29 protein-coding genes are annotated in these 25420 nt (G+C 72.6%); 7 read left to right on the top strand and 22 right to left on the bottom strand.

Annotated elements, in window-relative coordinates; translation table 11 throughout:
- Positions 1–20: 20 nt before the first annotated feature.
- The 3 genes from ACSDG8_RS17680 to ACSDG8_RS17690 form a co-directional block, all read right to left on the bottom strand.
- Positions 21–833 carry an HAD family hydrolase gene (locus ACSDG8_RS17680; protein ID WP_439427060.1) on the bottom strand — a complete coding sequence of 271 codons (813 nt, stop codon included), beginning with the start codon at positions 831–833 and terminating at the stop codon, positions 21–23.
- Positions 833–1654 carry an HAD family hydrolase gene (locus tag ACSDG8_RS17685; RefSeq protein WP_210895353.1) on the bottom strand — a complete coding sequence of 274 codons (822 nt, stop codon included), beginning with the start codon at positions 1652–1654 and terminating at the stop codon, positions 833–835. Before ACSDG8_RS17685 ends, ACSDG8_RS17680 begins: the two co-directional genes overlap by 1 nt.
- Positions 1655–1832: 178 nt before the next feature.
- On the bottom strand, positions 1833–2582 hold the full coding sequence (locus tag ACSDG8_RS17690) for a hypothetical protein (protein WP_439427061.1): 750 nt from the start codon (positions 2580–2582) through the stop codon (positions 1833–1835).
- Positions 2583–2699: 117 nt separating this feature from the next.
- Between ACSDG8_RS17690 and ACSDG8_RS17695 the strand changes: the two genes are divergently transcribed.
- From ACSDG8_RS17695 to ACSDG8_RS17705, 3 genes are all read left to right on the top strand, one after another.
- Positions 2700–3128, top strand: coding sequence for an OsmC family protein (locus ACSDG8_RS17695; RefSeq protein WP_013289315.1), 429 nt, complete (start codon positions 2700–2702; stop codon positions 3126–3128).
- A gap of 89 nt (positions 3129–3217) precedes the next feature.
- Entirely contained in the window at positions 3218–3562 is a 345-nt protein-coding gene (locus tag ACSDG8_RS17700) for a metallopeptidase family protein (RefSeq protein ID WP_210895476.1), read from the top strand.
- Between the two features lie 95 nt (positions 3563–3657).
- Positions 3658–4377: an AIM24 family protein gene (locus tag ACSDG8_RS17705; RefSeq protein WP_210895355.1), complete on the top strand. Its 720-nt coding sequence runs from the start codon at positions 3658–3660 to the stop codon at positions 4375–4377.
- A gap of 43 nt (positions 4378–4420) precedes the next feature.
- Here ACSDG8_RS17705 and pheA read toward each other — a convergent pair whose 3' ends face one another.
- The 4 genes from pheA to ACSDG8_RS17725 form a co-directional block, all read right to left on the bottom strand.
- A complete protein-coding gene (gene pheA / locus ACSDG8_RS17710; protein ID WP_210895356.1) occupies positions 4421–5377 on the bottom strand; it encodes a prephenate dehydratase in 957 nt (318 codons plus the stop codon).
- A 10-nt stretch (positions 5378–5387) separates the two neighbouring features.
- Positions 5388–5909 (bottom strand): hypothetical protein, encoded by a 522-nt coding sequence (locus ACSDG8_RS17715; protein ID WP_307856242.1) that lies wholly within the window; start codon positions 5907–5909, stop codon positions 5388–5390.
- A gap of 89 nt (positions 5910–5998) precedes the next feature.
- A complete protein-coding gene (locus ACSDG8_RS17720) occupies positions 5999–6451 on the bottom strand; it encodes a hypothetical protein (protein ID WP_210895357.1) in 453 nt (150 codons plus the stop codon).
- 144 nt (positions 6452–6595) lie between these two features.
- Positions 6596–7333 (bottom strand): hypothetical protein, encoded by a 738-nt coding sequence (locus ACSDG8_RS17725; protein WP_210895358.1) that lies wholly within the window; start codon positions 7331–7333, stop codon positions 6596–6598.
- Positions 7334–7495: 162 nt separating this feature from the next.
- Between ACSDG8_RS17725 and ACSDG8_RS17730 the strand changes: the two genes are divergently transcribed.
- Positions 7496–8719: an arginine deiminase gene (locus ACSDG8_RS17730; RefSeq protein ID WP_210895359.1), complete on the top strand. Its 1224-nt coding sequence runs from the start codon at positions 7496–7498 to the stop codon at positions 8717–8719.
- A 12-nt stretch (positions 8720–8731) separates the two neighbouring features.
- On the opposite strand, the gene ACSDG8_RS17735 is transcribed toward ACSDG8_RS17730, so the two are convergent.
- The 12 genes from ACSDG8_RS17735 to ACSDG8_RS17790 form a co-directional block, all read right to left on the bottom strand.
- Complete coding sequence (locus ACSDG8_RS17735) at positions 8732–9616, bottom strand: DUF5926 family protein (protein WP_210895360.1); 885 nt, start codon at positions 9614–9616, stop codon at positions 8732–8734.
- A gap of 60 nt (positions 9617–9676) precedes the next feature.
- The gene (locus ACSDG8_RS17740; protein ID WP_210895361.1) at positions 9677–10126 is read right to left on the bottom strand and encodes an ATP-binding protein; all 450 of its coding nucleotides are present in this window, start codon (positions 10124–10126) and stop codon (positions 9677–9679) included.
- Between the two features lie 30 nt (positions 10127–10156).
- Positions 10157–11611, bottom strand: a complete 1455-nt coding sequence (locus tag ACSDG8_RS17745) for a sensor histidine kinase (RefSeq protein ID WP_210895362.1) — start codon at positions 11609–11611, stop codon at positions 10157–10159.
- A gap of 76 nt (positions 11612–11687) precedes the next feature.
- Positions 11688–12479 carry a glycerophosphodiester phosphodiesterase gene (locus ACSDG8_RS17750; RefSeq protein WP_210895363.1) on the bottom strand — a complete coding sequence of 264 codons (792 nt, stop codon included), beginning with the start codon at positions 12477–12479 and terminating at the stop codon, positions 11688–11690.
- Positions 12480–12486: 7 nt separating this feature from the next.
- Positions 12487–12822 (bottom strand): rhodanese-like domain-containing protein, encoded by a 336-nt coding sequence (locus ACSDG8_RS17755; protein ID WP_210895364.1) that lies wholly within the window; start codon positions 12820–12822, stop codon positions 12487–12489.
- A gap of 28 nt (positions 12823–12850) precedes the next feature.
- Complete coding sequence (locus tag ACSDG8_RS17760) at positions 12851–13768, bottom strand: LCP family protein (RefSeq protein ID WP_307856243.1); 918 nt, start codon at positions 13766–13768, stop codon at positions 12851–12853.
- Between the two features lie 198 nt (positions 13769–13966).
- Complete coding sequence (locus tag ACSDG8_RS17765) at positions 13967–15181, bottom strand: LCP family protein (RefSeq protein ID WP_210895365.1); 1215 nt, start codon at positions 15179–15181, stop codon at positions 13967–13969.
- Between the two features lie 202 nt (positions 15182–15383).
- Positions 15384–16631 (bottom strand): LCP family protein, encoded by a 1248-nt coding sequence (locus ACSDG8_RS17770; RefSeq protein ID WP_210895366.1) that lies wholly within the window; start codon positions 16629–16631, stop codon positions 15384–15386.
- 74 nt (positions 16632–16705) lie between these two features.
- A complete protein-coding gene (locus ACSDG8_RS17775) occupies positions 16706–17683 on the bottom strand; it encodes an NAD-dependent epimerase/dehydratase family protein (protein ID WP_439427062.1) in 978 nt (325 codons plus the stop codon).
- A gap of 66 nt (positions 17684–17749) precedes the next feature.
- Complete coding sequence (locus tag ACSDG8_RS17780) at positions 17750–19423, bottom strand: solute symporter family protein (RefSeq protein WP_210895368.1); 1674 nt, start codon at positions 19421–19423, stop codon at positions 17750–17752.
- On the bottom strand, positions 19401–19769 hold the full coding sequence (locus ACSDG8_RS17785) for a DUF485 domain-containing protein (RefSeq protein ID WP_210895369.1): 369 nt from the start codon (positions 19767–19769) through the stop codon (positions 19401–19403). Before ACSDG8_RS17785 ends, ACSDG8_RS17780 begins: the two co-directional genes overlap by 23 nt.
- Before the next feature lie 310 nt (positions 19770–20079).
- Positions 20080–20613, bottom strand: a complete 534-nt coding sequence (locus tag ACSDG8_RS17790; RefSeq protein ID WP_210895370.1) for a flavin reductase family protein — start codon at positions 20611–20613, stop codon at positions 20080–20082.
- Between the two features lie 51 nt (positions 20614–20664).
- Between ACSDG8_RS17790 and ACSDG8_RS17795 the strand changes: the two genes are divergently transcribed.
- On the top strand, positions 20665–20922 hold the full coding sequence (locus ACSDG8_RS17795; RefSeq protein WP_210895371.1) for a hypothetical protein: 258 nt from the start codon (positions 20665–20667) through the stop codon (positions 20920–20922).
- Between the two features lie 21 nt (positions 20923–20943).
- On the opposite strand, the gene ACSDG8_RS17800 is transcribed toward ACSDG8_RS17795, so the two are convergent.
- From ACSDG8_RS17800 to ACSDG8_RS17810, 3 genes are read right to left on the bottom strand one after another with little or no spacing between them, the layout of a single operon-like run.
- The gene (locus ACSDG8_RS17800; protein ID WP_210895372.1) at positions 20944–21435 is read right to left on the bottom strand and encodes an SRPBCC family protein; all 492 of its coding nucleotides are present in this window, start codon (positions 21433–21435) and stop codon (positions 20944–20946) included.
- The gene (locus ACSDG8_RS17805) at positions 21435–23129 is read right to left on the bottom strand and encodes an ABC transporter permease (protein ID WP_210895373.1); all 1695 of its coding nucleotides are present in this window, start codon (positions 23127–23129) and stop codon (positions 21435–21437) included. Before ACSDG8_RS17805 ends, ACSDG8_RS17800 begins: the two co-directional genes overlap by 1 nt.
- Positions 23114–23878: an ABC transporter ATP-binding protein gene (locus ACSDG8_RS17810; RefSeq protein ID WP_210895374.1), complete on the bottom strand. Its 765-nt coding sequence runs from the start codon at positions 23876–23878 to the stop codon at positions 23114–23116. The genes ACSDG8_RS17805 and ACSDG8_RS17810 overlap by 16 nt, the downstream gene beginning before the upstream one ends.
- A 151-nt stretch (positions 23879–24029) precedes the next feature.
- Here ACSDG8_RS17810 and ACSDG8_RS17815 point away from each other — a divergent pair, with 151 nt between their 5' ends.
- Complete coding sequence (locus ACSDG8_RS17815; RefSeq protein WP_210895375.1) at positions 24030–24530, top strand: SigE family RNA polymerase sigma factor; 501 nt, start codon at positions 24030–24032, stop codon at positions 24528–24530.
- The gene (locus ACSDG8_RS17820) at positions 24523–25377 is read left to right on the top strand and encodes a hypothetical protein (RefSeq protein WP_210895376.1); all 855 of its coding nucleotides are present in this window, start codon (positions 24523–24525) and stop codon (positions 25375–25377) included. The genes ACSDG8_RS17815 and ACSDG8_RS17820 overlap by 8 nt, the downstream gene beginning before the upstream one ends.
- The last annotated feature ends 43 nt before the right edge of the window (positions 25378–25420 follow it).

The following is a 25420-nucleotide window of genomic DNA, read 5'->3' on the forward strand; positions in this document are numbered from 1 at the left end:
GCCGCACGCGCCCCGGCCGCTCAGTCCACCCCGAAGACCTTCTCCAGGTACGCCGCCACGCCGTCCTCGGTGTTCGGCCCGGTGACCTCGTGCGCGATCTCCCGCACCGCCGGGTGGGCGTTGGCGACCGCCACCGCGCGTCCGGCCCAGGCCAGCATCGGCACGTCGTTGGGCATGTCGCCGAACGCCAGCACGTCCCGCTCGTCGACGCCCAGCCGCTCCGCGTACCAGGCCAGCCCGGCCGCCTTCGTCACGCCTGCGGCCGAGATCTCGATCAGCCCGCTGTACGACGAGTGGGTCGCCTCGGCCAGCCCCTCCAGCGCGCCCGCCACCACCTGCACGAACACGTCCGGGTCCTGCTCACCCGCCCGCGCCAGCAGCTTCACCGCGGGCACGGCAAGCAGCTCCTCGGGCGACTCGATCGCCCGGATCGCGTCGAGGTCGGCGTCCCAGCGCAGCGGGTAGTGCGCCTCGTGCCGCATCTGACGGCTGTCCACGATCTCCACCGCCAGGCTCACCCCGGGCACCTCGGCGCGCAGCCGCCGGGCCACCTCGGCCAGCAGCTCCGGGGCGAGCGGGTCGGCCCGCAGCACCTCGTCGGTTACCGGGTCGTAGACCACCGCGCCGTTCGCGCAGATCGCCGGAAGCGGCTCGGCGAGCTGCTCGTACACCATGGCGAGCCAGCGGATCGGACGGCCGGTGACCAGGACCACCGGCGTGCCGGCGGCCGAGATGCGGGCCAGCACGTCGGCGGTACGCGGGCTGAGCGTCCGGTCGTCGCGCAGCAACGTGCCGTCGATGTCGCTGGCGACGAGGCGAGGGGTTTCCTGCATCACCGGGACAGTAGTCGGTCCAGGTAGACGGCCACCCCGTCGTCGTCGTTGCGCAAGGTGATCTCGTCCGCCGCGGCGCGTACCTCCGGGTGGGCGTTCGCCACCGCCACCCGCGCCCATCCGGCCCAGTCGAACATCGGCAGGTCGTTCGGCTGGTCGCCGAAGACCAGCACGTCGGCCGGGTCGACGCCGAGCCGTTCGGCGATCACGCTCAGGCCGCTGGCCTTGTCGGTGCGGGGCGGGCAGATCTCGACGAAGCCGAGCCCGGCCTGGGTGAGCGTGGCCACCTCCGGCGGCACGACCGCCCGCGCCGCCGCCAGCAGCTCGTCGACGTGGTGGTCGGCGGTCCGGGCGAACGCCTTGATCACGTCGCAGGACAGGCACTCCATCCGGCTGCGCGCCTCGAACCGGTCCGGGTAGGGCCAGCTCGGGTGGTAGTCGCCCCACAGCGGCGCGTCGTGCTCGTCCGACGCCTCCACCATCACCGTCAGCGGACCGACCACCGCCTCCAGGTCGGTGAGGATCCGGGCCAGCACCTCGCCGGGCAGCCGCTCGTCGCGCAGCACCAGCGGCCCTTCCGGGTCGCTCTGATCCACCACCCGGCCGCCGCCGGCCATCACCAGGAAGTCGGCGGCCCGAATGTCGTTGCGGGTGAGTTCGGTCAGGCGCGGTCCGCGGCCGGTCGCGCCGACCACCGGAATCCCGGCGGACCGCACCCGGTCCAGCACCCGATGGGTGTACGCCGAGACGGTCTCGTCGCTGCGGACGAGCGTGCCGTCGAGGTCGGTGGCGATCAGCTTGGGCAGTCCCGGGCGGGTCATGGTTCCTCCTTCGCCCGCCGCCGTCACGCCGGCCGACCAGGTCCTCGGTGCCGCGACCATGGGACGGCGGGCAGCAACCGTATCTCGCGGAACGGGCGGCAACCACGGCTTTCCGGCGAATCGGAGACGAAGCCGCGACGGCCCCGCGGTGGCCGGCGGAGGCGGTTCCGGCGCTGCGTCAGCGGGACCGGTCGGGGTCCGCGAACGGCACCGTGGGCTGCACCGTCAGGTCCGCGGGCGCCGGAGGCAGGTCGTCCGCGCCGGCCCGGCTCCGCCGGGCGGGTCGGTCGTCGGGCCGGTCGTCGTCCGACTCCTCGTCCTCCACGGGCGCGTCCCCGGCCGGTCGGCCGGCCAGGTGCAGCGCGGCGGCCAGCAGCGCGACGGCGAGGAACGCGGTGGCCAGGCCGCGCCCGTGCTCCACGTCGAGGCGCTGGTCCCCGACGAAGAACAGGATGCGCCGGGCCAGCTGCTGGAGGGACGCGGCGGTCGCGACCAGCACGCCGAGCACGCCCGCCGAGAGGCCCAGCCCTGCGAGCGCGGCGTGCCGACGGACCGCCGGGGCGCCGCGCAGCGCCAGAGCCAGCGCCACGGACAGCCCGAGCAGGCCCACCAGGTACGCCACCCCGAACCCGCCGATCTCGGAGATGCCACTGGTCAGCCGGGTGGGCGCGTCGTCGTCCCGGGCCTCGGCCGGCACCGTGATGATCAGCCACTCGCCGATCAGCGACGCGATCGCGGCCACCGTGGCGAGTCCGGCGAGCACCGTCGGCAGACGGCGATCCCGGCCCAGCGCGGCGAGTGTGCGTCCGGCCCGGCCGGGGGACTCCGGCTCGGCGTCACCCCACTCGACGACAGTGGTGTCCTCGGACCGGTCGTCCCGCAAGGGGATCCGCTTCTCCTGCCGGGGGACCGGGAGATCCTGTGACATGGCCACCCTTCCCGTACGCGGGCCTGCGTCGAATCATGGCACAGCACACACCCGCCGGCCCGGATCGTCGTCCGGAGGTGCGGTGCGACGCGGCCCGCTTTCGGTTAGCGTCGTGCCATGCCTATCCGTACCGCATCCGCTCGCTGGCAGGGCAACCTCACCGAGGGGTCCGGCACCGTCCGCACCGGCAAGGGCGGCCTGTCCGGCAACTACTCCTTCAAGTCGCGCTTCGAGGAGGGCGAGGGCACCAACCCCGAGGAGCTGATCGGCGCCGCGCACGCCGGCTGCTTCTCGATGGCGCTCTCCAAGCAGCTCGCCGACGCCGGCGCCCAGGAGACGGCGGTGGAGACCACCGCCAAGGTGCACTTCGACAAGACCGACGCCGGCATGACCGTGACCCGCATCGACCTGGAGACCGTCGGCCAGGTTCCGGGCATCGACCAGGCCGAGTTCACCAAGCTGGCCGAGGCGGCCAAGGAGAACTGCCCGATCTCCCGGCTGCTGTCGCCGGGCGCGCAGATCACGCTGAACGCCCGCCTGGCCTGACCATCACGTACGGCACGGCGAGGGTGTCCTGCGGGCCGCCCTCGCCGTGCGACGTGCCGACTCTGGGGGAGTGACCGCGCCGCGTGGCCGTGGAGATGAGCCGGGACCGGTTCGAGGAACTGGTCGGCGAGGCGCTCGACGAGGTGCCCGAGGAACTGCTCGGGCTCATGAGCAACGTGGTCATCCTGGTCGAGGACGACCCGCCGCCGGGCGAGGACCTGCTCGGCCTGTACGAGGGGCACGCGCTCACCGATCGCGGCTGGGACTACTCCGGCGTGCTGCCCGACCGCATCCTGATCTACCGCAATCCGATCCTGGCGATCTGCGACACGGACGACGACGTCGTCGACGAGGTCGCGGTGACAGTGGTGCACGAGATCGCCCACCACTTCGGCATCGACGACGAGCGTCTGCACGCCCTCGGCTGGGGCTGACCGGTCGCGGCGTGCCTCCGCCCGGCTGATCCCGACGGTTGCGCCGGTCCCCTAATCTCCGTGGTCAGGCACACCCTGACCCAGGAGGAAAACCGATGCGCAGCGCGCTGTTCTCCGCGGAGAACCTCGAGAAGGAGTCCCAGCAGCCGGGCATGCGGTTGCAGAACGCCAAGATGCTGAAGATCGAGCTGAACGGCGAGGCGATGGCCCGCGTCGGCTCGATGGTCGCGTACCAGGGCCAGGTGCAGTTCCAGGCCCTCGGCTCCGGCGGCATCGGCAAGTTCATCAAGCAGCGCCTCACCGGTGAGGGCGTGCCGCTGATGAAGGTGTCCGGGCGCGGCGACGTGTTCCTCGCCGACTTCGCCAAGGACGTGCACATCATCGACCTGGAGCCGGGCGACGCGCTGTCCATCAACGGCTCCAGCGTGCTGGCCTTCGACTCGACCCTGCAGTACGACATCAAGATGGTCGGCGGCGCCGGTTTCGCCTCCTCCTCCGGCCTGTTCAACTGCGTCTTCACCGGGCACGGCCGGATCGCCATCACCACCAAGGGCACCCCTGTGGTGCTCAACGTGGACGCGCCGACGTACGTGGACCCGCAGGCGGCGGTCTGCTGGTCGGCGAACCTCCAGGTCGGCTACCACCGCGCCGAGCAGCTCGGGCTCGGCACGCTGCTCGGCCGCAGCACCGGTGAGGCGTTCACGATGAGCTTCGCCGGTCAGGGCTTCGTCGTGGTCCAGCCCTCGGAGGAGCCTCCGGTGGCCGGCAGCGGCTCCCAGCAGCAGGGCGGCGTGCTCGGCGGCCTGCTGCAGTGACGGCCCGGTGCCCGGGGCGCCCCTCGGGGTCGCCCCGGGCCGGTCAGCTCAGCTCGCCGGCCCGCAGCCGGGCCACCCAGGCCGCCGCGTCGGCGTAGTCGAGGTCGGAGGGCCCGTTCGGCGCCGGCGCGGGCCGGTCACCCGCCGCCGCGTTCCAGCGGTGCCGGGGGTACGACCCCAGGAACCGCACGTCGGCGCAGACCCGGCGCAGCCCCTGCAACGCCTCGCCCAAGCGTACGTCGGCGACGTGCCCGGCACAGTCCAGGAAGAACACGTACCGGCCGAGCGCCTCACCGGTGGGGCGGGACTCGATACGGGTCATGTTCACGCCCCGCACCGCCAGCTCCATGAGCACCGCCAGCAGCGCGCCGACCCGGTCGTGGGCGATGTAGACGGCCAGCGAGGTGAGGTCGTCACCGGTCGGCGGCGGAGGCGGCCCCGGGCGGGACACCAGCGCGAAACGGGTCACCGCGTCCGGGTGGTCGGCGATCTTGTCGGCGAGGACGGCGAGCCGGTGCCGGGTCGCGCCGATCGGGGCGCAGATGGCGGCGTCGTACTCGCCGCTCGCCGCGCCGGCCGCGGCGGCGCCGTTGGAGAGCACGTCGACGACTGTGGCGTCGGGCAGGTGCTCGCGCAGCCAGCCCCGGCACTGGGTGGACGCCTGCGGGTGGGCGGCCACGCCGCGCACGTCGGCGAGCGTGGTGCCCGCCCGGGCGGCGAGCACGAACTCCACCGGCAGGACGACCTCCCGGGTGATCACCAACGGGTCGCCCTCGGCCAGCTCGTCGAGCGTCACTCCGACCGCGCCGCCGATGGAGTTCTCCAGCGGCACCAGAGCCGCGTCCGCCTCGCCGGCGCGTACCGCGTCGAGCGCCTCGCCGACGCTGCGGGCCGGCGTGCGCTCCCCGCGTTCGGCGGCGGGCACTGTACGCAGGGCCTGCTCGGCGAAGGTGCCCTCGGGGCCCAGGTAGACGAAGCGGGTCGGCGGTGTTCCCGGCATGCCGACCAGCCTACGCACCCGGCCTGCCGTCGCAGGCCAGGGTACGGATGCCGGGCGGCGCGAGGGTCCACACCTCGACGCCGCACACGTCCGTCCCGGCCGTCACCAGCTTCGGCGTGCCGGTCTCGCCCCGGGTCACGACCTGCAGCTCCTCGTGTCCGGTGACCGCCAGCACGGTGTACTGCCAGCCCTCGGCGCAGAGCGGACCGGTGGCCACTGTGACCCGGACGTCGCGGGGCAGCACTCCGGCGGACCCGCGCAGCAGCGCGACGATCCGGTCGCCGGACGGCCGGCCCCGGCACGGCGTCGCCGCCGCCGGCGTGGACGGGGAGAGCGCTGGGGCGGACGGCGTGACCGACGCGGCCGGTGCAGGGCTCGCGGTGGGCGTGGCGGACGCCGACGGGACCGGCACGGGGGTGGCGACGGCGGGCGGCGTACGCAGCTCGGGCGGTGTGCCGCAGGCGGCGAGGGCGAGCACTGTCAGCAGCGCCAGTGGGCGGTGCCGGCGACGGGGGCGTGGGGTGCGGAGCACGATGGGTGTCCTCGGGCATCGAGGGATGTCGTCGTACGGGGGTCGAGCCCATCGTAGGAGGAGGCCGGGCCCGGGTGGAAGCGTGCCGGTCAGACCGCGGAGAGGAAGGTGAGCGAGCCGGCCACCACGCCGTCGGTGAGCACCGGGGTGGAGATCGCGTCGACGGTGCGACCGGCGTCGGAGTTGGGCCCCTGCACGCGGAGCAGACCCCGGGCGAGTCGCCCGGAGTGCAGCGCGAGCAGCGGCGGGATCTTGTCGGTCTCCTGCTCGGTCAGCTCGCTCGGGCTGGCCGTGAAGTCCACCAGGCGCAGGCCGCCCTCCAGCAGCGGCAGGCCGATCACGTCCTCCGGGGCGCCCAGGCAGAGCAGCGCGCAGCCGGACGAGGAGATCGCCACGACTGTGGTGCCGGCGTCGATCAGCAGGCACGGCTCGGCGGCCCGGGAGACCATGCCGGACCACTGCCCGAAGTTGTCGGACTCCTGCTCGGTGGAGCTCGCCGGGGGCGCGAACACGTCCGAGAGTGAGAGTTCGACGTGGGCCACCGCGCCTCCTATGTACACCGACGGTCTGTCCACGCTAGCCGGTCGGTGCGGCGGGAGCATCGGCTGCCGGGCGGCCGGCGACGACGCGGACCGACGGAACCAGTCGGGGGCGGAGCCGGGGGCCGCGTGGCGTCGCCGGAGACGTTACCGGCGGGCGGCCCGCTTGTCAGCGGCCGTTCGGCCCTCGTCGTACCACCGGTAGTCGGCGGTTGGACGGTACGTGCCGTTGAACCACGTCGACGGCGCCTGGGCGACGCGGGAGAGCTTCTCGGCGGTGGCCGGGCTGATCCGGTTTCCACCGGCCACGAGCAGGCGGTCCAGCTCCCGGTGGGTGGCCATGAGGCAGTCCTTCGGCAGCCCGTAGACGCTGATCACCCCGGAGCCGACGAACGTCAGCACCGGGGTGACCGGGATCGGCAGGCCGACCGCGTCGGAGAGGGCCTTGCTGGCCCGCTTGGCGTCCCGGCGCGCCTCCGCCACGTAGGGCGGGCGCTTGCCGTTGATCTGCACGACGTCACCGGCGACGAGCACCCGCGCGCGGCCGTGGTCGGCGATGGTGACAGCGAACAGGCCGCTCGGGCCGATCGCCAGGAACCCGGCCCGGTCGTCGCGGACGCGGTCGAACAGCATGTCGGCCGGGTCCGTCCGGGGCCACTCGATGACGTGCCAGGCGGGCCCGAGATGGTCGAGCTGGCCGAGGGCGCGGGCCCCGGCGGCTTCCAACCGGCGGGCCCCCCGCTCCGCCCGGCGACGCCGGGCCCACTCCAGTGGAGTCGGTCGGGCCGGTTCGAGCACCGAGGTGGGCTCGACCCGGGTGTGCGGCACCGAGCGGGGCGGCAGTGCCCTGCTCGGTACGGCTCGACGAGCGGGAAAGACAGTCATCGCGACCTCCGGCAAAAGGTCTCTCGAAGTTATGTCTCCACTACCCTACGTTGCGCACCCGGGGGCTCGGCAAGCCGGGGCGCCGGAGTGAGTGCGGATGAATGCCATATTCATCCACCCTTCTTTTCCGGATGGTGCGTATGCCTGCCCTAGGCTGCGGGGGTGACCCACTATGTGGACAGCGAAGTCGCCCGGCTCGGGACGGTGTTGCTGCACCGCCCGGGGCCCGAACTCGCCCGCCTCACCCCACGCAACAACGACTCGTTGCTGTTCGACGCTATCCCATGGGTGGGACGGGCGCAGGAGGAGCACGACGCGTTCGCGGCGGCGCTGCGGTCCCGCGGAGTCGAGGTGCTCTACCTGGCCGACCTGCTCGCCGAGACACTCGCCGTGCCGGACGCCCGGGCCGAACTGACCGAGCAGGTGCTGCGGTCCCGCCGGCTCGGCCACACCCTGCGACGCCGGGTCGCCGACCACCTGACGTACCTCGACCCGGCCGGGCTGGCCGACGTGCTGACCGCCGGGCTCGCCCACGAGGAGCTGCGGATCGGCGGCGACCGTCCCGGCGGTCTGGTGTGGACCCTCATGGACCGGCACGACTTCGTCATCGACCCGCTGCCCAACCTGCTGTTCACCCGAGACTCGTCGGTGTGGATCGGGGACCGGGTCGGGGTGACCAGCCTGGCCATGCCGGCGCGGCGGCGGGAGACCACGCTCACCGACGCGATCTACCGCTACCATCCCCGCTTCGTCGGCACCGAGTTCGTCTACCACCCCCGGCTGGAGCATCTGGAGGGCGGCGACGTGCTGCTGCTCGCCCCGGGCGTGCTCGCCGTCGGCGTCGGCGAACGCACCACCCCGGCCGGCGCGGAACGGCTGGCCCGGCAGGTGTTCGCCGCCGGCCTGGCACACACCATCCTGGTGGTCCCGATCGCGCAGGAACGCGCCACCATGCACCTGGACACGGTCTGCACGATGGTCGACACCGACGCCGTGCTGATGTACCCGAACATCGCCAACGAACTGTCCGCGTACACGGTGATCGCCGGCGCGGACGGCGACGACCTGCGGGTCGACGGCCCGGCGCCGTTCCTGCGGGCCGCCGCCGACGCGATGGACCTCGACCAGCTCCGGGTCATCGACACCGGCCTCGACCCGGTCACCGCCGAACGCGAGCAGTGGGACGACGGCAACAACACGCTCGCGCTCGCGCCCCGGCTCTGCGTCGGGTACGAGCGCAACGTGGAGACCAACGCGCAACTGGAGCGCGCCGGCATCGAGGTGATCGCCATCGCCGGCTCGGAGCTGGGCTCCGGCCGGGGCGGCCCGCGGTGCATGTCCTGCCCGCTGGTGCGGGAGAAAGGCGGGGTTCCGGACCCCGCCTGACTCCCGGAACCGTCAGCGCAGCGTCAGCTGGCGGCCGAGCAGACCCTGCCGGGACCGGCGGCCCGCCGCGTCCAGCGGCGCCTGCTCCGCGACCGCCTCGGCGTAACGCTTGGCGAACTCCGCCAGCGGCGCCTCCCACTCGGCGGCCGGGGTGTCCTCCGGCAGGTCCCAGACCGGCGCGAGGCGCCCGTGCGCCCGGAACATGCCCGCGAACTTCGTGTCGTCGCCGAGCGTCAGCGTGCCGGCCGCGCCGAGCCGGGACAGGGCGTCCAGCGCGGCGTCCTCGTCCTCCGGCAGGACCATCCGCACGTGGGCCTTCTCCGTCACCTGGCACCAGTACGCGGCCCGCGCGGCGGCCAGCTTCACGGTCGGGTAGATCGCCGAGTTGGCCCGCTCCAGGGACGCCTGCACGTTCGGGTCGTCGGCGGCGCCCGGGTCGAGCCAGAAGTCGAACCCGTCGTGCATGCTGATCTCCAGCGGGCCGTCCACCAGGATGTCCTGGAGACGGGGACCCGGGCCGGGCAGCGGCGCCACGCTCACCTGACCGCCCGGCTCGGTACGCAGCGCGGAGATCAGCGCGTCGGCCAGGTCCCGGGAGACGTCACCGGACTGCTGGTGCCGCTGCAGACCGATGAAGACGCGCCCGTCCGGCTTGGTCATCGCCGGGGCGGCCATCGGCAGCACGGTGGCCAGCGTGACCGGCCGGTCGCCGTACTCCTCGATCAGTTCCGGGGTGAGCCGCAGCGGCGCGGACGCGGCCGGGACCAGCTCGCGCAGGGCGATCCACTCCGGCTCGTCGACCAGGCCCTCGAACGGCCGGGGCACGAAGACGTCGCGCACCTTCTCCCGCTTGGGCGTGCTCTCGCCGACCCGCTGGTTCTTCCGACGCTTGCTCATGGCGAGACAGCCTAGATGCCGGGCCGCGCGGGCGGGGGCAGGACCCGCCTGCCCGTGCGTTCAGCCAGCCGCGACCAGATCCGTCCGGTGCGCCGGGACCGGGTCGAACCGCGCCCAGACACTCTGGCCCAGGCCGTCCCGCTCCACGCCCCAGCCACTGGCGAGCCCGGCGACGATGTGCAGCCCGCGCCCGTCGGCCGCGTCCGGCGAGGCGGCCCGCATGCACGGGCCGGCGCCGGAACCGCCGTCGGTGACCCGGAGTTGGACGCTCGGCCCCTGCTCGGTGACCCGCAGTCGCCAGGCGACCCGGACCACGCCGCCGGGCAACGCCTCGGCGTGCCGGACCGCGTTGCCGACCAGCTCGGCGAGGACCGCGACCAGGTCGGCCAGCAGAACCGGGGGTACGACGCCGGTCAGCTCGTCGGCGAGCCGGTGCCGGGCCAGGCGCGCGCCGGTCGGGTCGTGAGGCACCACCACGCACCACGACCGCTCGGGCGGACCAGTCGACACGTCGTTCCTTCCCCGTCTGCGAGCGCCGGGTCAACCCCGCGGCAGCCGCACCTCTGCGACCGTACCGCCACCGGCTCTTGGCCGGAGGGATACCCATCCATTCTGCTGTTCAACGATCTGGCGGACGAGATAGAGACCGAGCCCCGCGCCCGGATACCGCCGGCGGTCACCGGACTCGCCCTGCCAGAACCGGTCGAAGGCCCGCTCCACGTGTTCCGGGCGGATGCCGATGCCCCGGTCGGCGACCCGGAACGAGACGGTCCGTTCGTTCGCCTCCGCGGTGACCTCGATCGGGGTGTCCGGGAGTGAGTACTTCCCGGCGTTGGTGCCCAGCTCGGTGAGCACTGTGGCGAGGCTGTGCCGGTCGCCGAGCGCCTTGGGCAGGTCGGCGGGCAGGTCGAGCACGACCCGGTGCCGGATGTCGGCCGGCAGGTGGGTCACCGCGGCGCGCAGCGCGTCGACCAGGTCGAACGGCGCGGCCGGCTCGCCGCCGGGGCGGTTCTCGGTGGCGGCGGTCAGCAGCCTGTCGACCAGGCGGGCCAGCTCGTTCGCGCGCTGGCCGATGATCCGCGCGGCCTGCCGCCGGTCGTCGTCGCTCAGCGAGTCCCAGTGGTCGGTGAGGGTGTCCGCGTACCCCTTGATCACGGTCACCGGGGTGCGCAGCTCGTGGCTGGTCACCGCCACGAAGAGGTCGCGGTCGTGGTCGCGCCGCTGCTGGTCGGTGATGTCGCGGAAGGTGACCACGCGCAGCGCGTTCGGGCCGGGCAGCTCGCCGGAGGTGATCCGCAGCCAGCGGCCGTCGGGCATCCGGTGGTCGAGCACCTGACCCGGCGGCGGCAGCGGGAACGGCAGCGGGCGGCTCAGCGCCTCCTCCGTCGGGCGGCCGGTCACCTCGGCCGCCGCCGGGTTCCAGAGCCGGATCCGCCCGTCGCGGTCCACCACGGCCAGCCCGTCGGCGAGCGCCGCCACGACCGGGCCGTCCCCGTGCACCGGCAGACCGGTCTGGTCGCCGTACATGTGCGCGACGCACGCGGCCACGTAGCCGATCACGGCGCGTTGCGCGGGCTCCAGCGGCTCGCCCAGCGGGTAGAGCGCGTGCAGGCTGCCGACGGTGAGCCCGCCGATCTCGGCACGCGCCACGATCATCCGGCAGAGGCCCCGGCCGGCCACCTCGTCGGCCAGCGCGCCCGGGATCGCGTCGACCCGGACCTCCCGCACCGGCGGCCCGGCGAGCAGGCAGACGGTGGCCGGGTCGGTGGCGGGCAGCGGCCGGCCGAGCACGAACTCGGCGCGGCCGGTCGCCGCGATGACCCGTCCGCCGGCCGGGGTGAACTCCACGAAGACCAGGCCGGCCGCGCCCACCGCCGGTGCGATCTCGTGGAGCAGGCGGTTGAGCACGGCGGGGCCGGACTCTCCCGAGTTGATCATGTTGATCACGGTCGTGTGGCCGGCGATGAGGGCGGGGTAGTCGGTTCGCTCCGGCATGTCCCGAGTGTGCCGCGCGGCAGCCCTCCCGGACACCCCCGGCCGGTCGACCGTGCCCGATACCGATCGACCGGACTCATCGGCCCAACCGGGCCAGCGCGTGGGCCGGCCGGTCCGTGATCACCCCGTCCACGCCGGCTTCCAGCACGAGTTCCAGATCCTCCGGCTCGTTGACCGTCCAGACGTACACCGCGTTGCCGGCCGCGCGCAGCGCCGGGACCAGCCGCGGCCGGGCCCGGACCAGACTCACTCCGGGACCGGCGATCCGACTGCCGAACGGCAGCCGGCCCAGCGGCAGCAGGCGCGGCAGCACCTCCAGCAGCAGCACCGTGGGCAGCGCCGGGGCGAGTTCCCGGACCCGGCGTACGGCCAGCGGCGAGAACGACATCACAGTCACCTGGACGCGATGCCCCGGGCGGGGCTCGTCCAGCCCGTACCGGCGCAGCAGCGCGACCAGGCGGCGCTCGACCTCGCCCCGGTAACGCGAGGGGTGCTTGGTCTCGATCAGCAGCCGGACCGGCCGCCCGGCGTCGAGCACCGCGTCGAGCAGCCGCTCCAGCGTGAGCAGCCGGGTGTGCGACTCGTCCAGCGGCGCGTCGTCCTCGGCGGGCGTCGCGGCCCGGTGCCAGGAGCCGAAGTCGAGCGCGTCGAGTTCGGCGAGCGTCCGCGCGCTGACCAGCCCGCTGCCGTTGCTGGTCCGGTCCAGCCGGCGGTCGTGCACGCAGACCAGGTGCCCGTCACGGGTCAGCCGGACGTCGCACTCCAGCCCGTCCGCGCCCTCCTCGATGGCGCGCAGGTAGGCGGCGAGCGTGTGTTCCGGCAGGTCGTACGAGGCGCCGCGGTGGGCGAAGACCAGAGGGACGGTCATGACCGCCTCAGGCGACCCGGCCCGGCTGTCCGTCGTCGGTGACCACCGGGCGGCCGGCGACGGCCCAGTCGCCCATCCCGCCCTCGACGTTGCGCACCTGGTCCCAGCCGTTGCGCATGAGGTAGCCGACGACCTGGGCGGAGCGGCCACCCGAGCGGCAGATCACCGCCACGTCGCGGTCCTGCGGGATCTCGGCGATGCGAGCGGGCAGCTCGGTCATCGGCAGGTGATGGGCGGCCGGCGCGTGACCGGCGGCCCACTCGTCGTCCTCGCGGACGTCGAGCAGGTAGATGTCGTCGGGCACGGCCGACGCGGGGACGCTGGGTAGCGGGGCTCCGAACACGGTCACCAAGCCTAGTCGCCCGAACCGCTCACAGCCGGTTGACCCAGCGCGGGTTCGCGCCGGCCCATTCCGGTACGTGCGTGTCGCGCAGCGCGGCGAAGAGCCCGCCGCTCCCGTTGTCCAGCACCACGTACGAGATCCCGTCGATGGTCTGCGGGTAGGAGGGGATCTGAACCCCGCGCAGGGCGTCCGCGGGCAGCCCGCGCAGCGCGAAGAGCAGCTCGTCCAGGGGTACGCCGTTGGTGTCCACGGTCAGCGCCCCGCCGGCCGCGCGCAGCACCCGGTCCAGCTTGACCGGGTCGGTGCGCAGGCGCGTCTCGCCGGCCCGGTCGAGCACCGCCCGGAGCATCTGCTGCTGGTGCCGTTGCCGGTCGAAGTCGCCGCCGGGCAGGTCGTAGCGCTGCCGCACGTAGTCGAGCGTCCGGGCCCCGTCCATCTGCTGGCAGCCCGCGTCGAACTGGTGCCGGGTGTGGATCGAGCGCACCGGCGTGTCCACGCACATCCGGATGCCGCCGAGCTGGTCGATCACCTGCTTGAAGCCGGAGAAGTCGACGAGCGCGGCCCCGTCGAAGCGGATGCCGGTGAGCCGGCTCAGGGTAGCGCTGAGCAGCCGGGCGCCGCCCTCGCCCCCGCCGCCGTGCTCGTACGCGGCGTTGACCTTGTCCTGCCCGCCGGGGAAGCCGGGCACCGCTGGGAGCGCCACCAGCAGGTCGCGGGGTACGGAGATCAGGTACGCCTGCCGCATGCCGGCCGGCACGTGCACGATCAGGATGCTGTCCGAGCGCTGGTCCTCGGGGTTCGCGCCGGGCCGGTGGTCGGAGCCGATCAGGAGGTAGTTGAGTGCGCCGTCCAGGTCTGTCCGCTTCTTCCGGGCGTCCGGGTCGAGCAGTTGCTCCTTGGCGACGGTGCGGTCGTAGCGGTGGGTGAGCCAGTTCAGCCCGGCCACGCCGAGCGCGGCGAGCAGGACCAGGACGAGTCCGGCGCCGAGCAGGAACCGTGCCCAGCGGGCGGGTGCACCCCGCCCGCGTCGGTTCCGTGCTGGCCTGGACGTGACGATCCCCCCGTAGCCGCGACATGAGACCCGCTCACGTCAGGCTACGGGGGGATCGGCCGACCGGATGGCGCTTTCGCGCAGGTCAGCAGGTCATTTACGGGTGGAGAGGACGTCCGGGTTGGAGATCACGAAGTCGGCCAGCTTGTCGTTCTTGACCGCCTGGAACATGTCCATGGTCGTCTCGTTGAACGTCTCCCGGCCGTTGTTGTTGCCGGCGAACGTCCCTCCGTTGGTCCGCAGGGTGACCAGGTCGTTCCCGTTGAGGTTCTTCAGCGTGAAGATGAAGTCCGCGATCGGTACGCCGCCGGTGTCCAGGACGAACGCCTTGCCGGCCGCCTTCATCAGCGAGTTCAGCTTGATCGGGTTGGTCAGCATGCCACCCTGGGTGGCCTTCTTGGCCATCGCCTTGATCAGCTGCTGCTGGTTCTGCTGCCGGTCGTAGTCGCTGTTCGGCAGTCCGTAGCGCTGGCGGGAGTAGTCGAGCGCCTCCCAGCCCTCCATCTCCCGGCAGCCCTTCTTGTGCACCACTGCCTTGTACGGCTTACCGGTCTTCTTCGCGTCCGCGTTCCACATCGCCTTGCCGTCGACGTACGACATGTGGTGCGACTTGACCTCGTGGCTCACGCAGATGCGTACCGAGCCGAGCGCGTCGATCACGCTTTTGAAGCCGCCGAAGTTGATGATCGCGGCGCCGTCGAAGCCGATCCCGGTCATCGACTTGATCGTCTTGGCCATCAACTGGGCGCCGCCCTCCCAGCCGCCGCCGTTCTGGGCGCCGTGGAAGAAGGCCGCGTTGATCTTGTCGGTGCCGCCCTTGTAGCCGCTCTTCTCGAACGCCGGGATACGCGCCTCGGTGTCCCGGGGGATCGAGATCAGGTACGCCTGGTCGTGGCTGGCCGGGATGTGCAGGATGATGATCGTGTCCGACCGGACGTCGTCGGCGGCCCAGCGCTCGCGGGCGTCCACACCGAGCAGCAGCATGTCGATCGGGCCCTCAAGGCTGTTGCCGCCCTCGGCCTCGCTCTTGCCCGCCCCGCCGAGCAGGTTGCGCTGCGCGATGTTGTCGGTGGCCTGGCCGATGACCGCCTTGCTGCCGACGATCGCGACACCACTGGTAACCATCAGCACGGCGCCGAGCACCAGCGTGAGCTTCGCCCAGAGCGGGTCCTTGCGCTTGGTGCGCTTCTTCTTGCCACCACCGGGACCGCGACCGCCGGAACCGGGCTGTGTGGGGATGACCGGAGGGACCCGCCCGGATGATCCGGGTGCCGGTGACTGCGGGCGACGGCTGGTCTGGACCGACATGCGTGCTCCAGCTCGGTGATCGGGGGCGGGACCACTTTACGTATCTGTTCCCGTTCTCGCGACCTCGTAGGGCGGCAATTCCCATCAATACCGGCCCACGTTCTCGGGTTGTGGCCGAACGGGCAGGGGTAAGGAGCCGGTCGGCTGTTGGCCTCCGTGGGGCGAGGCCCTATCGCTCGTTACCGGTCATGCCGTGCCGGCGTCAGCCGCCCGCGTTGTCGCCCGAACCCTTCTGGTTGGCCTGCATCCACTCGGCCATCCGGTCCGCGGCGATCGCCTTGTACATCGCCAGCGCCTTCTCCCGGTCGGAGACCACCACCGACTGGCCGTCGATGGTCTGGCCGCCCAGGTGCGGGCTGGTGACGAACGTGAGGTTCTCGCCTCGCAGACTGCGGAACTGCACTGCCATGTCGGTCAACGAGAATCCCTGGTCGACCGTGACGGCGGCGGTCACCGCCTTGAGGAAGTCGTTCAGCTTCTTCGGGTTGGTGAGCGTCCCGGTGCTCGCCGCCTTGTCCATCAGCGCCTTCAGGAACTCCTGCTGGTGCCGCATCCGGGCGAAGTCGCCGTCCGGGAACTGCTTGCGCTGCCGGACCCAGTCCAGCGCCTCGGCGCCGTTCATGTGGTTCACGCCCTTGGTGAACGTCCGGTACGGCTTGTGGATCGAGGTGATGGTCCGCTCCACCTTGAGGTCGACCCCGCCCAGGGCGTCGGTGACCTCCTTGAAGCCGCCGAAGTCGATGGCCATGACGTGGTCGATCCGTACGTCGGTGAAGCACTCGACGGTCTTCACCGCGAGCGGCAGGCCGCCGAACGCGAACGCGGCGTTGATCTTGTTGCGGGAACCCGAGTCGCAGGACGCGCCGGCGCTCTCCGGGATCGGCACGTACAGGTCACGCGGCACCGAGACCAGGTAGGCGCGCTTGTGGTCGGCCGGGATGTGCATGACGATCACGGTGTCCGCGCGCCACTTGCCGGAGCCGTCGACCGGGGCGTCCGGGTCCCGCGAGTCGCTGCCCACGAGCAGGATGTTGAACGCGCCGTCGACCTGCTTGGCCGGGCGCCCGCCGGTGATCCCGGCGAACGGGTCCGTACGGGCCAGGTCGTCGTCGAGGTTGCGGGCGTAGAACCAGGCCCCGAGGCCGCCGAGCAGCGCCAGCACCAGCACCACGACACCGGCCACCAGGCCGATGCGTCCCCAGCGGGGCCGCGGGCCGCGCCGGCCCGGGCCACCCGGGCCGCCGTCGCCCGGACCGCCGGGTCCGGTCGGCCCCACGGGACCGCCGGTACGGCCCGAGCGGGGCGCCTCGTCGTGCGGGGGGTACCAGCGGGCATCCGAGGTGCGGGCGCGCCCGGTGGCGCCCCGGCCGGAGCCGGGAACCGAAGCGCGGCCCGCGTCCCGGTTGAGGTGGTGCGGGAACGGAGCGCCGGCAGACGAGGTCGCTGACATGTAACCGAGGGTAGGTCGGCCGGGCCACCGACGCCCTCGTACGCGCGCCGATGTCAGCCGCGTGCCGGGCGGGTTCAGTACCCGAGCCGCCCGCGGAAGTACTCGATCGTGCGCCCGAGTCCGTCTTCGGGAGTGACGCTCGGCTCATATCCCAGCAGTTCGCGGGCGAGAGTCAGGTCCGGACGGCGCATCTCCGGGTCGTCCGAGGCGCGAGTGATGTAGCTCACCTCGGACGTGCTTCCGGTGAGTGACACGATCGTCTCGGCCAGTTGCCGCATCGACATCTCGTGCTCGGTGCCGCAGTTGATCGGCCCGGTCTGCGTCGAGTCGAGCAGCAGCAGGATGCCGCGCACCAGATCGTCGACGTAACAGATCGAGCGGGTCTGGTTGCCGGTGCCGTGCACGGTGATCGGCTCGCCGCGCAGCGCCTGGGAGATGAAGGTCGGGATGGCCCGGCCGTCGTCCGGGCGCATCCGCGGGCCGTACGTGTTGAAGATCCGCACGATCGCGGTGTCGGTGCCCCGGCTGCGGTGGTAGGCCATGGTGGCCGCCTCGGAGAAGCGCTTCGCCTCGTCGTAGACGCTCCGGATGCCGATCGGGTTGACGTTGCCCCAGTACGTCTCCCGCTGCGGGTGCTCCTTCGGGTCGCCGTACGCCTCGGAGGTGGAGGCCATCAGGAACCGCGCGCCGTCGTCGGTGGCCCGCTCCAGCAGCGCCAGCGTGGCCACCGAGCCCACCCGGAGGATCTCCACCGGCAGCTTCTCGAAGTCGGTGGGGCTGGCCGGGGACGCCATGTGCAGGATCGCGTCGAACCGCTCCGTCATCGCCGGGTGCTGCGGCAGGCCGTCGGAGATGTCCGCCTCGACCAGCGTGAAGGTCGGCTTGTCCAGCAGGTGGGCCACGTTCTCCTTGGACCCGGTGACGAAGTTGTCCAGCACCACGACCGTGCAGCCGCGCTCGACGAGCCGGTCGACCAGGTGGGACGGGACGAAACCGGCGCCGCCGGTGACCAGGATGCGGTGTCCGCTACCGAAGCGGGGAGCGACCTTCATGGCGATCAGCCTATACACGCGAGGCGGGGCCCCCGCGTACGGCAGGGGCCCCGCTCGACGTGCTGATCAGTGCGCGCCGGCTCCGGTGAGCGAGCGCACCTCCAGCTCCGCGTACTTCTCCTCGTCGCTCTCCTTGGACAGGATCGTGCCGAGCCAGCCGCACAGGAAGCCGAACGGGATCGAGATGATGCCCGGGTTCGACAGCGGGAACCAGTGCCAGTCGTGGTCGGGGAACATCGCCGTCGGCGCGCCGGACACGACCGGCGAGAAGAAGACCAGCAGCACGGCGGAGAGCAGGCCGCCGTAGATCGCCCAGACCGCGCCCGACGTGTTGAACCGCTTCCAGAACAGGCTGTAGAGGATCGCCGGCAGGTTGCCCGAGGCGGCGACCGCGAACGCCAGCGCGACCAGGAACGCCACGTTCAGGTTCTGCGCGAAGATCGACAGGACGATCGAGACCGCGCCGATCCCCAGCGCGGAGATCCGGGCGACGTTCACCTCCTGCCGCTCCGACGCCTCACCCTTCTTCATCACGTTGGCGTAGAAGTCGTGCGCAAGGCTGGACGACGACGCCAACGTCAACCCGGCGACCACGGCGAGGATCGTGGCGAACGCGACCGCCGCGATGATCGCCAGCAGTGTCGCGCCGCCCAGGTTCCCGCCGAGGAAGTCCACGCCCAGCGCCTCGGCCAGCTGTGGCGCGGCCGTGTTGCCGGCCTTGTCCTGCTCGGTGATCGCCTGCCCGCCGACGATCGCCGCCGCGCCGAAGCCGAGGGCCAGGGTGAGCAGGTAGAACGAGCCGATGATGCCGATCGCCCAGAGCACGCTCTTGCGGGCCGCCCGCGCGGTCGGCACGGTGTAGAAGCGGATCAGGATGTGCGGCAGGCCGGCCGTGCCGAGGACCAGCGCGATGCCCAGCGAGAGCAGGTCCATCTTGCTGTAGAACGTCTTCAGCGCGTCGCCGGGTGTCTCCACGCCGTAGCGCAGCCCGGGTTCGAGGAACGCCGCTCCCTTGCCCGAGGCGTCGGCCGCGTCGCCGAGCAGCGACGACAGGTTGAACTTGTACTTGGCGAGCACCAGCAGCGTCATCACCAGCGCGCCGCCCATCAGCAGGAACGCCTTGACGATCTGCACGTAGGTGGTGCCCTTCATGCCGCCGACCGTCACGTAGATGATCATCAGGGCGCCGACCATGATGATCGTGGCGACCTTGGCGGTGTCGGCGTCCATGCCGAGGAAGGTGGTGCCCGGCTTGATGCCGAGCAGCAGCGCGACGAGCGCGCCGGCGCCGACCATCTGGGCCAGCAGGTAGAAGATCGAGACGGTGATGGTGGAGACCGCCGCCGCGGTCCGGACCGGCCGCTGCCGCATCCGGAACGCCAGTACGTCGGCCATCGTGTACCGGCCGGAGTTGCGCAGCAGTTCGGCCACGAGCAGCAGCGCCACGAGCCAGGCGACCAGGAAGCCGATCGAGTAGAGGAAGCCGTCGTAGCCGTAGAGCGCGATGATGCCGGCGATGCCCAGGAAGGACGCCGCCGACATGTAGTCGCCGCCGATCGCCATGCCGTTCTGGAAGCCGGAGAAGGACCGGCCGCCGGCGTAGAAGTCGGTGGCGGTCTTGGTCTGCCGGCTGGCCCAGACGGTGATCGCCAGCGTGATCGCGACGAAGACCAGGAACAGCGTGATGGTGAGGTTCCGGGCGGTGGTGCTGCCCGCCTCAGCCGCGAGGACCGTGTTCATGGGTCACCTCCCCGATCTCGTCGCGGATCCGGTCGGCGACCGGGTCGATCCGGCGGTTGGCGAACCGCGAGTAGAGCCAGGCGATGAGGAACGTGGAGACGAACTGGAGCAGGCCGAAGATCAGGGCGACGTTGATGTTGCCGATCAGCTTCGTGCCCATGAATCCCCGCGCGTACGCGGAGAGGATGACGTAGAGCGCGTACCACAGGAAGAACGCGACGGTCATCGGGAAGATGAAGCCGCGCAGCGCGCGCCGCAACCCGGCGAACTCGTCGGACCGCTGGACGGCGAGGTACCGTTCCGCCGCCGACTCGGCGGGCGCGGACGCGGGTGTGTCCGTGGACATCTGTGGATCACCACCTTCGCAGGCGTGGGGGAGTTTCGCGCACGGTAAAGAGCGCGCTCCCCGCCCGGGAAGGCTCCGCCGCCCGGCGGCGAGCGGCTGCGCCGAACGGTGCCCCGGCTGCGCCGAGTGACCCACGTCACTCCGCTAACCGGTCACCCCCGCGCTCTTTCCGAACGGAAAGTGCCCGCGCCCGCGCGCCCTCAGCGACGATCATGAAGTTGACGGCGACAAATCGGACGCCGAACGCGGTCAACTTCATGATCGACGGGCTGGACCGGGCCGAGGCCGGGCGGGGGCCGGGCGGGGCGGGTCAGTCGGTCAGTTCGCGGTAGCGGCCGCGGTAGTGCAGCAAGGGGAGGGTGTCCGCGGGGAGGTCGACCGACTCGATGGTGGCCTCGACCAGCAGGCCCCAGCCGTACTCGCGGGCGGTGTCGAGCCGGCACCCCGCCCAGCCGCCGGCGTCCGCCGGCACCGGGCCGTACGGCGTCTCGGTCCAGGCGTCGAGGGCGAACAGGCCGCCGGGCGACGGGAACAGGCCGGCGAAGCGGTCGGCGAGCTGCCGGTGAGGCGGGCCCAGCGGGGCGACCGCGAACCGCCCGGCCTCCTCGACCGCGGCCCACAGGTCCGACTCCGGATCGATCAGCCCGAGCAGCCGGTCCGGCTCCCCCTCGGCGACGAGCGTGGACGAGACGGTCAGCCCGGCCGGCCCGGGCGCGGTCCAGAGCGTCACCGGGGCGGCCAGCCGGCCGCGCAGCCGCCGTACCGGCGAGCGTTGCCCGGCCGGCGCCGCGAACGGATCGGTGGAATGGATCTGGGCGCCCGGCTCTGGATTCACGTGAAACATTGTGCCGTCCGCCAGCGGGCGGGGTTCGACGGAACGCCCTACCCTGCCGGCATGAATCTCATCCCCCCGCAGCAGCTCGCCCAGGAACGGGTCGTCGCCGCCGATGCCGTCCTCGGCGGCCAGGTCGACCTGCGTGCCTATCCACACCGGCACCTGCTGGTCCGGGCGAACAACACCTGGGGTCGCCGGGCGTACCAGCCGCTGATGGAGGCGGTCGAGCACCTGTCCAACTACGGCTGGGAGCTGGTCGCCATGACCAGCGTCGGCGACGGCCATAACGTCTACGCGGCGATGCGCCGTACCGCCTGACGGCGGCCCGAGACGCGCGGATCAGTCGTCGGCGAGCAACCGGCGGGCGGCGGCCAGCACCTCCGGGTCGGCGCAGCCGTCCGCGTACCCGGCGATCCGGCGCCGGATGTCGCGCCCGAGAAGCCACACCCCGATCCGCTCGGCCACCGGGCGCAGGAACGCCGGCCGACAGCGGAAGTTGTACCGCCACGTCGCGATCGTGGTGCCGGGCTCCGGTCCGGGCGCGAAGCGCCATCCGCCGCCGAACCGCTCGAAGAACCACGGCCCGCGCACCATCTTCATGCCGACGTTCGTCGGCGGTGACCAGGAGACGTACTCGCTGACCATGACCAGGCCGTGCCGGGAACGGGTGTACGTCTGCACGCCCCGGCCGGGCCGCGTCGCGCCGTCGACGAAGTGCTGCTCGCGGACGAACGGATCCCAGCGGTACCGCACCGGCGCGGTGGTCTGGGAGACCGCGAACGCCAGCTCCGGGGGGACCGGGACCGTGGTGACCGCCTCGACGACCGGCATCAGCGCCTCGGGGTGACGGTGGCCAGCAGCTCCGGCTGCCGGCGATCCAATGTGTCCCCGGCAAGATACGCGCCGAGCAGCGCCGCGCCCACCCCGTACGCCAGCCCGATCGGCAGCGCCAGCCACAGCCACACGTCGCCGAGCAGCGCGGCGGCCACCACGAACGGCACCGCCGTCATCGCGGAGGCGACCATGGAGACCAGCGTGAGCAGGCCCTTGGTGAACCCCGCGCCGCTGTTCATGGCGAACGGGTTGCTCGACTCGGGCAGCGAGTACGCGCCGAGCACCGACACGAACCCGTTGATTGCCAGCCCGCAGCCGTACGCGGCGAACAACGCGCCGCCCATCACGCCGAGCCATGCGGGACGCCCCAGCACGAGCGCCAGCGCCACAGCGATCACGACGAGCATCGGCACCACGTAGATCGAGAACGCGGCCATCCGGGCCCGCAGCTCCACCCGCCCGGGCACACCGGCGACCAGGTTCGCGGCGTACGAGCTGCCGTCGAAGCCGAACTGGTTGGCGAGCGTCAGCGAGGCGAGCGCCCCGACGAAGATCATGGTGAGGCTCACCAGCGCCGGCGACGAGTCGGCGGTGGCCTGCTCGACCGCGGCGCCACCCTCGGACAGGAACGCGGGCCCGCCGAGGTTGACCATCAGCGGCACGAACACACCGACCACGGCCACGGTGATCAGGTTGGCCCGGCGGCGGGCGTCCCGCCACCAGTAGCGGCACTCGCGGGCGACGAGCGCCCCGAACCGGTCCCGCCGCGCCCAGCCCATCGCGCGGGGGAACAACTGCGCCACCGCGCCGCCGGCCACGCCGCGCGGCGTCCGCGCGGGGCCGCTGCTCGCGGTGCCCACCATCGCCGACTCCAGCGACCGCGACCACCAGAGCAGGAGTACGCCGAGCGTCGCGACCGCGATCAGCAGCTTCGCCACCGCCGCGCCGGCCCGGCCCTCGGCCACGTCGATGCCGGCCGTCCACGGCGCGCCGAACGGCGTCCAGCCGACCACCCGGGCCACGCCGTCCAGCCGGTCCCAGTCGGTCTGCCGCACCGCGGCGAACACGAGCAGCTGCAACGGCCCGAGCAGGGCGGCCAGTACGGCGAGCAGCACGGCCGCCAGGTCGCGTACCCGGCGGGACCGCAGCATCGTGGCGAACGCGCTGGTCAGCGCGCGGGCCCCGGCCAGGCAGACCAGCAGCCCGGCGACCACGCCGAGCGCGCCGACCAGGGCGGCGGACCAGCCGCCCAGCAGACCGGCGGTGACCACCAGACCGGCCGCGGTGAGCGCCGTCGCCAGCGCGGGCACGCTGACCAGGGCGGCGGCGAGCAGGCCGGTGACCAGGGTGCGGCGGGACAGCGGCAGCAGCGCGAAGCGGGCCGGGTCGAGCGTCTCGTCCACGCCGAAGAACACGAGCGGCAGGAGCAGCCAGCCGAGCGTGAGCAGGCCACCGCCGAAGGCGGCCACCATCAGGGCGTACCGGGGCTCGTCGGCCAGGCCCGGCGTGGCCAGCAGGAAGAAGCCGACGGCGGCGAACCAGAGCCCGAGCAGCAGGCCCAGCACGAACAGCGCGATCCGCCACTTCTGGCCCCGGAAGTTGTTGCCGAGCACCCGCAGCTTGAGCCGGACGAAGTGCCGGGACGACACGCGCCGGGCCGGCCGCTCGGGGACGGTCACCGGGACAGCCACGACAGCTCCTCGCCGGTGGCGGTCCGGCCGCCCACGACCTCCACGAACACGTCCTCCAGCGACCGGTCGCCGCGCACCTCGGCGAGCGTGCCGACCCGCGTGATCCGGCCGTCGGCCAGGATCGCCACGTGCGAGCAGAGCCGCTCGACCACCTCCATCACGTGGCTGGAGAAGATCACCGTGCCGCCGCCGCTGACGTACCGGTGCAGGATGTCCCGGATCAGCGCGGCCGAGACCGGGTCTACCGCCTCGAACGGCTCGTCCAGCACCAGCAGGCGCGGGCCGTGCAGCAGCGCGCAGGCCAGGCCGATCTTCTTCTTCATGCCGGCCGAGTAGTCGACGACGAGCGTGCGCCCGGCGTCGGAGAGCGCCAGCACGTCGAGCAGCTCCGCCGCCCGCTGGTCGACCACCGCCGGGTCCATGCCGCGCAGCAGACCGTGGTACGCCAGCAGCTCCGCCCCGCTCAGCCGGTCGAAGAGGCGTACGCCGTCCGGCATCACGCCGAGCAGGCTCTTGGCGCGTACCGGGTCGGCCCAGACGTCGTACCCGAGCACCCGCGCCTCACCAGCGTCGGGCCGCAACAGGCCGACGGCCATGGAGAGCGTGGTGGTCTTGCCGGCCCCGTTCGGTCCGAGCAGGCCGTAGAACGAGCCGGTCGGCACGACGAGGTCGACGCCCGCCACCGCGACCTTGGTGTCGAAGCGCTTGGCCAAGCCACGAAGGGAGAGCGCCGGGTGCTGGTCGGTCATGGTCCGACCGTATCGGTCCCCGCCCAACGGCTGCTCGGACGGCAGGATGATCCCGCCTCATCCCTGAGAGGTACGAGTCGGATCGCCGACGGCGTGCAACCGGCGACCACGGCGGGGGGTGTCAGGCGTACGAACGGCAGCGGGGAGAGAGATGGATCCGGACAGTGGGTTCGAGGAGTTCTACCGGAACAGCAGACAACGCGTGGTGACGGTGCTGTACGCGCTCGGCGGCGACCGGAGCGAAGCCCAGGACGCCGCGCAGGAGGCGTACGCGCGGGCCTGGCAGCGCTGGTCCCAGGTCGGCACGTACGACGACCCGGAGGCGTGGGTGCGCACCGTCGGGCACCGTCTGCTGGTCAACCGGTGGCGGAAGGTCCGCAACAGCGTCGTCGCCTACCGGCGGCACGGGCCGCCACCTCCCGTCAAACCACCTTCCGAGAACACGGTCGCGCTGGTCACCGCGTTGCGACAGTTGTCGGCCGACCAGCGGCAGGCGATCGTCCTCTACCACCTGGCCGACCTGTCGGTCGCGGAGATCGCGGCGCAGATCGGCGTGCCGAGCGGCACCGTCAAGGCCCGTCTCGCCCGGGGGCGTAAGGCCCTCGCCGCCCTGCTCGACGTGACCCTTCCGGAGGAGGTCCGCAATGCCTGACCCGATCTTCTCCGACCTCTATCAGGACACCGAGGACCTGATCTGGGCGCCCACCGAGCAGGTGCGCCGCCGGGGCCGGCAGCGCGCCCGGCGTACCCAGCTCGCGGCCGGCCTGGCCGCCGCTGTCGCCGTCGCGGTCGTGGCGACCGGGGTGGTGCTGGCCCGTCCGGACGCCGCCCCGCCACCGGTACCTCCGGCGACGGTCGAACCGATCACGCCGACGCCGGCGCCCACGCCGAGTTCCACGCCGTCGGCCGAGCCGTCCGAGAGCGGGACGCCGACGCCGACTCGCACCACCGGACGGCCGTCCGACACCATCGGCGGCGGCTCGACCAGCCGTCAGCCGAGCCGGACGATTCCGGCGGCGGCGACGCTCCAGCTCGCCGACCTGCCCGCCGGCTTCAGGATGTCGACGGACACCGACGGCGACTGGTCCCTGCAGACGGTGAGCATGCTCTGCGCGAACCCGGCACCGGACCTGGACGTGAACCAGGTGGCGATCCGGGAGGTGGCGTTCCACGCGTCCGGCGGCTCGGTCGTCCAGCGGATCACCCGGCACTCCGGCACCTCCGCCGCCGAGGTCATGCGGCGCGTCCGGCGACTGGCGACCGACTGCGAGCCGAACCGGCCGGGTGACTCGGTGTCGATCCTGGCCGACTCGCTCGGCGGGGACGACGGCCTGCTGGTGGGCAGCGAGAGTGAGGGCACGCCCGCCCGGTGGCTGGTCGTCCGGCAGGGTGACCTGGTGACGCAGCTGTTCGTCGATCGCCAGACCACGCCCACCGAGGCACGTCGGCTGGCCCGGGCGGTCGCGAACCGGCTGTGCGCCGGCACCGACACCTGCTGACTGGTGCGCGGATGTGAGGCGGGGCCGGCGCGAGCGGGGCCCC

Origin of the sequence: Micromonospora sp. LA-10, assembly GCF_051853095.1 — a bacterium.
GTDB lineage: Bacteria > Actinomycetota > Actinomycetes > Mycobacteriales > Micromonosporaceae > Micromonospora > Micromonospora echinospora_A.

Coding starts and splice junctions, on each gene's coding strand:
- ACSDG8_RS17695 (WP_013289315.1), top strand. CDS start 2,700: ATGCCTATCCGTACCGCATCCGCTCGCTGGCAGGGCAACCTCACCGAG.
- ACSDG8_RS17680 (WP_439427060.1), bottom strand. CDS start 833: ATGCAGGAAACCCCTCGCCTCGTCGCCAGCGACATCGACGGCACGTTG.
- ACSDG8_RS17725 (WP_210895358.1), bottom strand. CDS start 7,333: ATGACTGTCTTTCCCGCTCGTCGAGCCGTACCGAGCAGGGCACTGCCG.
- ACSDG8_RS17815 (WP_210895375.1), top strand. CDS start 24,030: ATGGATCCGGACAGTGGGTTCGAGGAGTTCTACCGGAACAGCAGACAA.
- ACSDG8_RS17800 (WP_210895372.1), bottom strand. CDS start 21,435: ATGCCGGTCGTCGAGGCGGTCACCACGGTCCCGGTCCCCCCGGAGCTG.
- ACSDG8_RS17790 (WP_210895370.1), bottom strand. CDS start 20,613: ATGTTTCACGTGAATCCAGAGCCGGGCGCCCAGATCCATTCCACCGAT.
- ACSDG8_RS17775 (WP_439427062.1), bottom strand. CDS start 17,683: ATGAAGGTCGCTCCCCGCTTCGGTAGCGGACACCGCATCCTGGTCACC.
- ACSDG8_RS17785 (WP_210895369.1), bottom strand. CDS start 19,769: ATGTCCACGGACACACCCGCGTCCGCGCCCGCCGAGTCGGCGGCGGAA.
- ACSDG8_RS17810 (WP_210895374.1), bottom strand. CDS start 23,878: ATGACCGACCAGCACCCGGCGCTCTCCCTTCGTGGCTTGGCCAAGCGC.
- ACSDG8_RS17780 (WP_210895368.1), bottom strand. CDS start 19,423: ATGAACACGGTCCTCGCGGCTGAGGCGGGCAGCACCACCGCCCGGAAC.
- ACSDG8_RS17705 (WP_210895355.1), top strand. CDS start 3,658: ATGCGCAGCGCGCTGTTCTCCGCGGAGAACCTCGAGAAGGAGTCCCAG.
- ACSDG8_RS17685 (WP_210895353.1), bottom strand. CDS start 1,654: ATGACCCGCCCGGGACTGCCCAAGCTGATCGCCACCGACCTCGACGGC.
- ACSDG8_RS17795 (WP_210895371.1), top strand. CDS start 20,665: ATGAATCTCATCCCCCCGCAGCAGCTCGCCCAGGAACGGGTCGTCGCC.
- ACSDG8_RS17750 (WP_210895363.1), bottom strand. CDS start 12,479: ATGACCGTCCCTCTGGTCTTCGCCCACCGCGGCGCCTCGTACGACCTG.
- ACSDG8_RS17820 (WP_210895376.1), top strand. CDS start 24,523: ATGCCTGACCCGATCTTCTCCGACCTCTATCAGGACACCGAGGACCTG.
- ACSDG8_RS17765 (WP_210895365.1), bottom strand. CDS start 15,181: ATGTCGGTCCAGACCAGCCGTCGCCCGCAGTCACCGGCACCCGGATCA.
- pheA (WP_210895356.1), bottom strand. CDS start 5,377: ATGCCGGGAACACCGCCGACCCGCTTCGTCTACCTGGGCCCCGAGGGC.
- ACSDG8_RS17745 (WP_210895362.1), bottom strand. CDS start 11,611: ATGCCGGAGCGAACCGACTACCCCGCCCTCATCGCCGGCCACACGACC.
- ACSDG8_RS17735 (WP_210895360.1), bottom strand. CDS start 9,616: ATGAGCAAGCGTCGGAAGAACCAGCGGGTCGGCGAGAGCACGCCCAAG.
- ACSDG8_RS17690 (WP_439427061.1), bottom strand. CDS start 2,582: ATGTCACAGGATCTCCCGGTCCCCCGGCAGGAGAAGCGGATCCCCTTG.
- ACSDG8_RS17770 (WP_210895366.1), bottom strand. CDS start 16,631: ATGTCAGCGACCTCGTCTGCCGGCGCTCCGTTCCCGCACCACCTCAAC.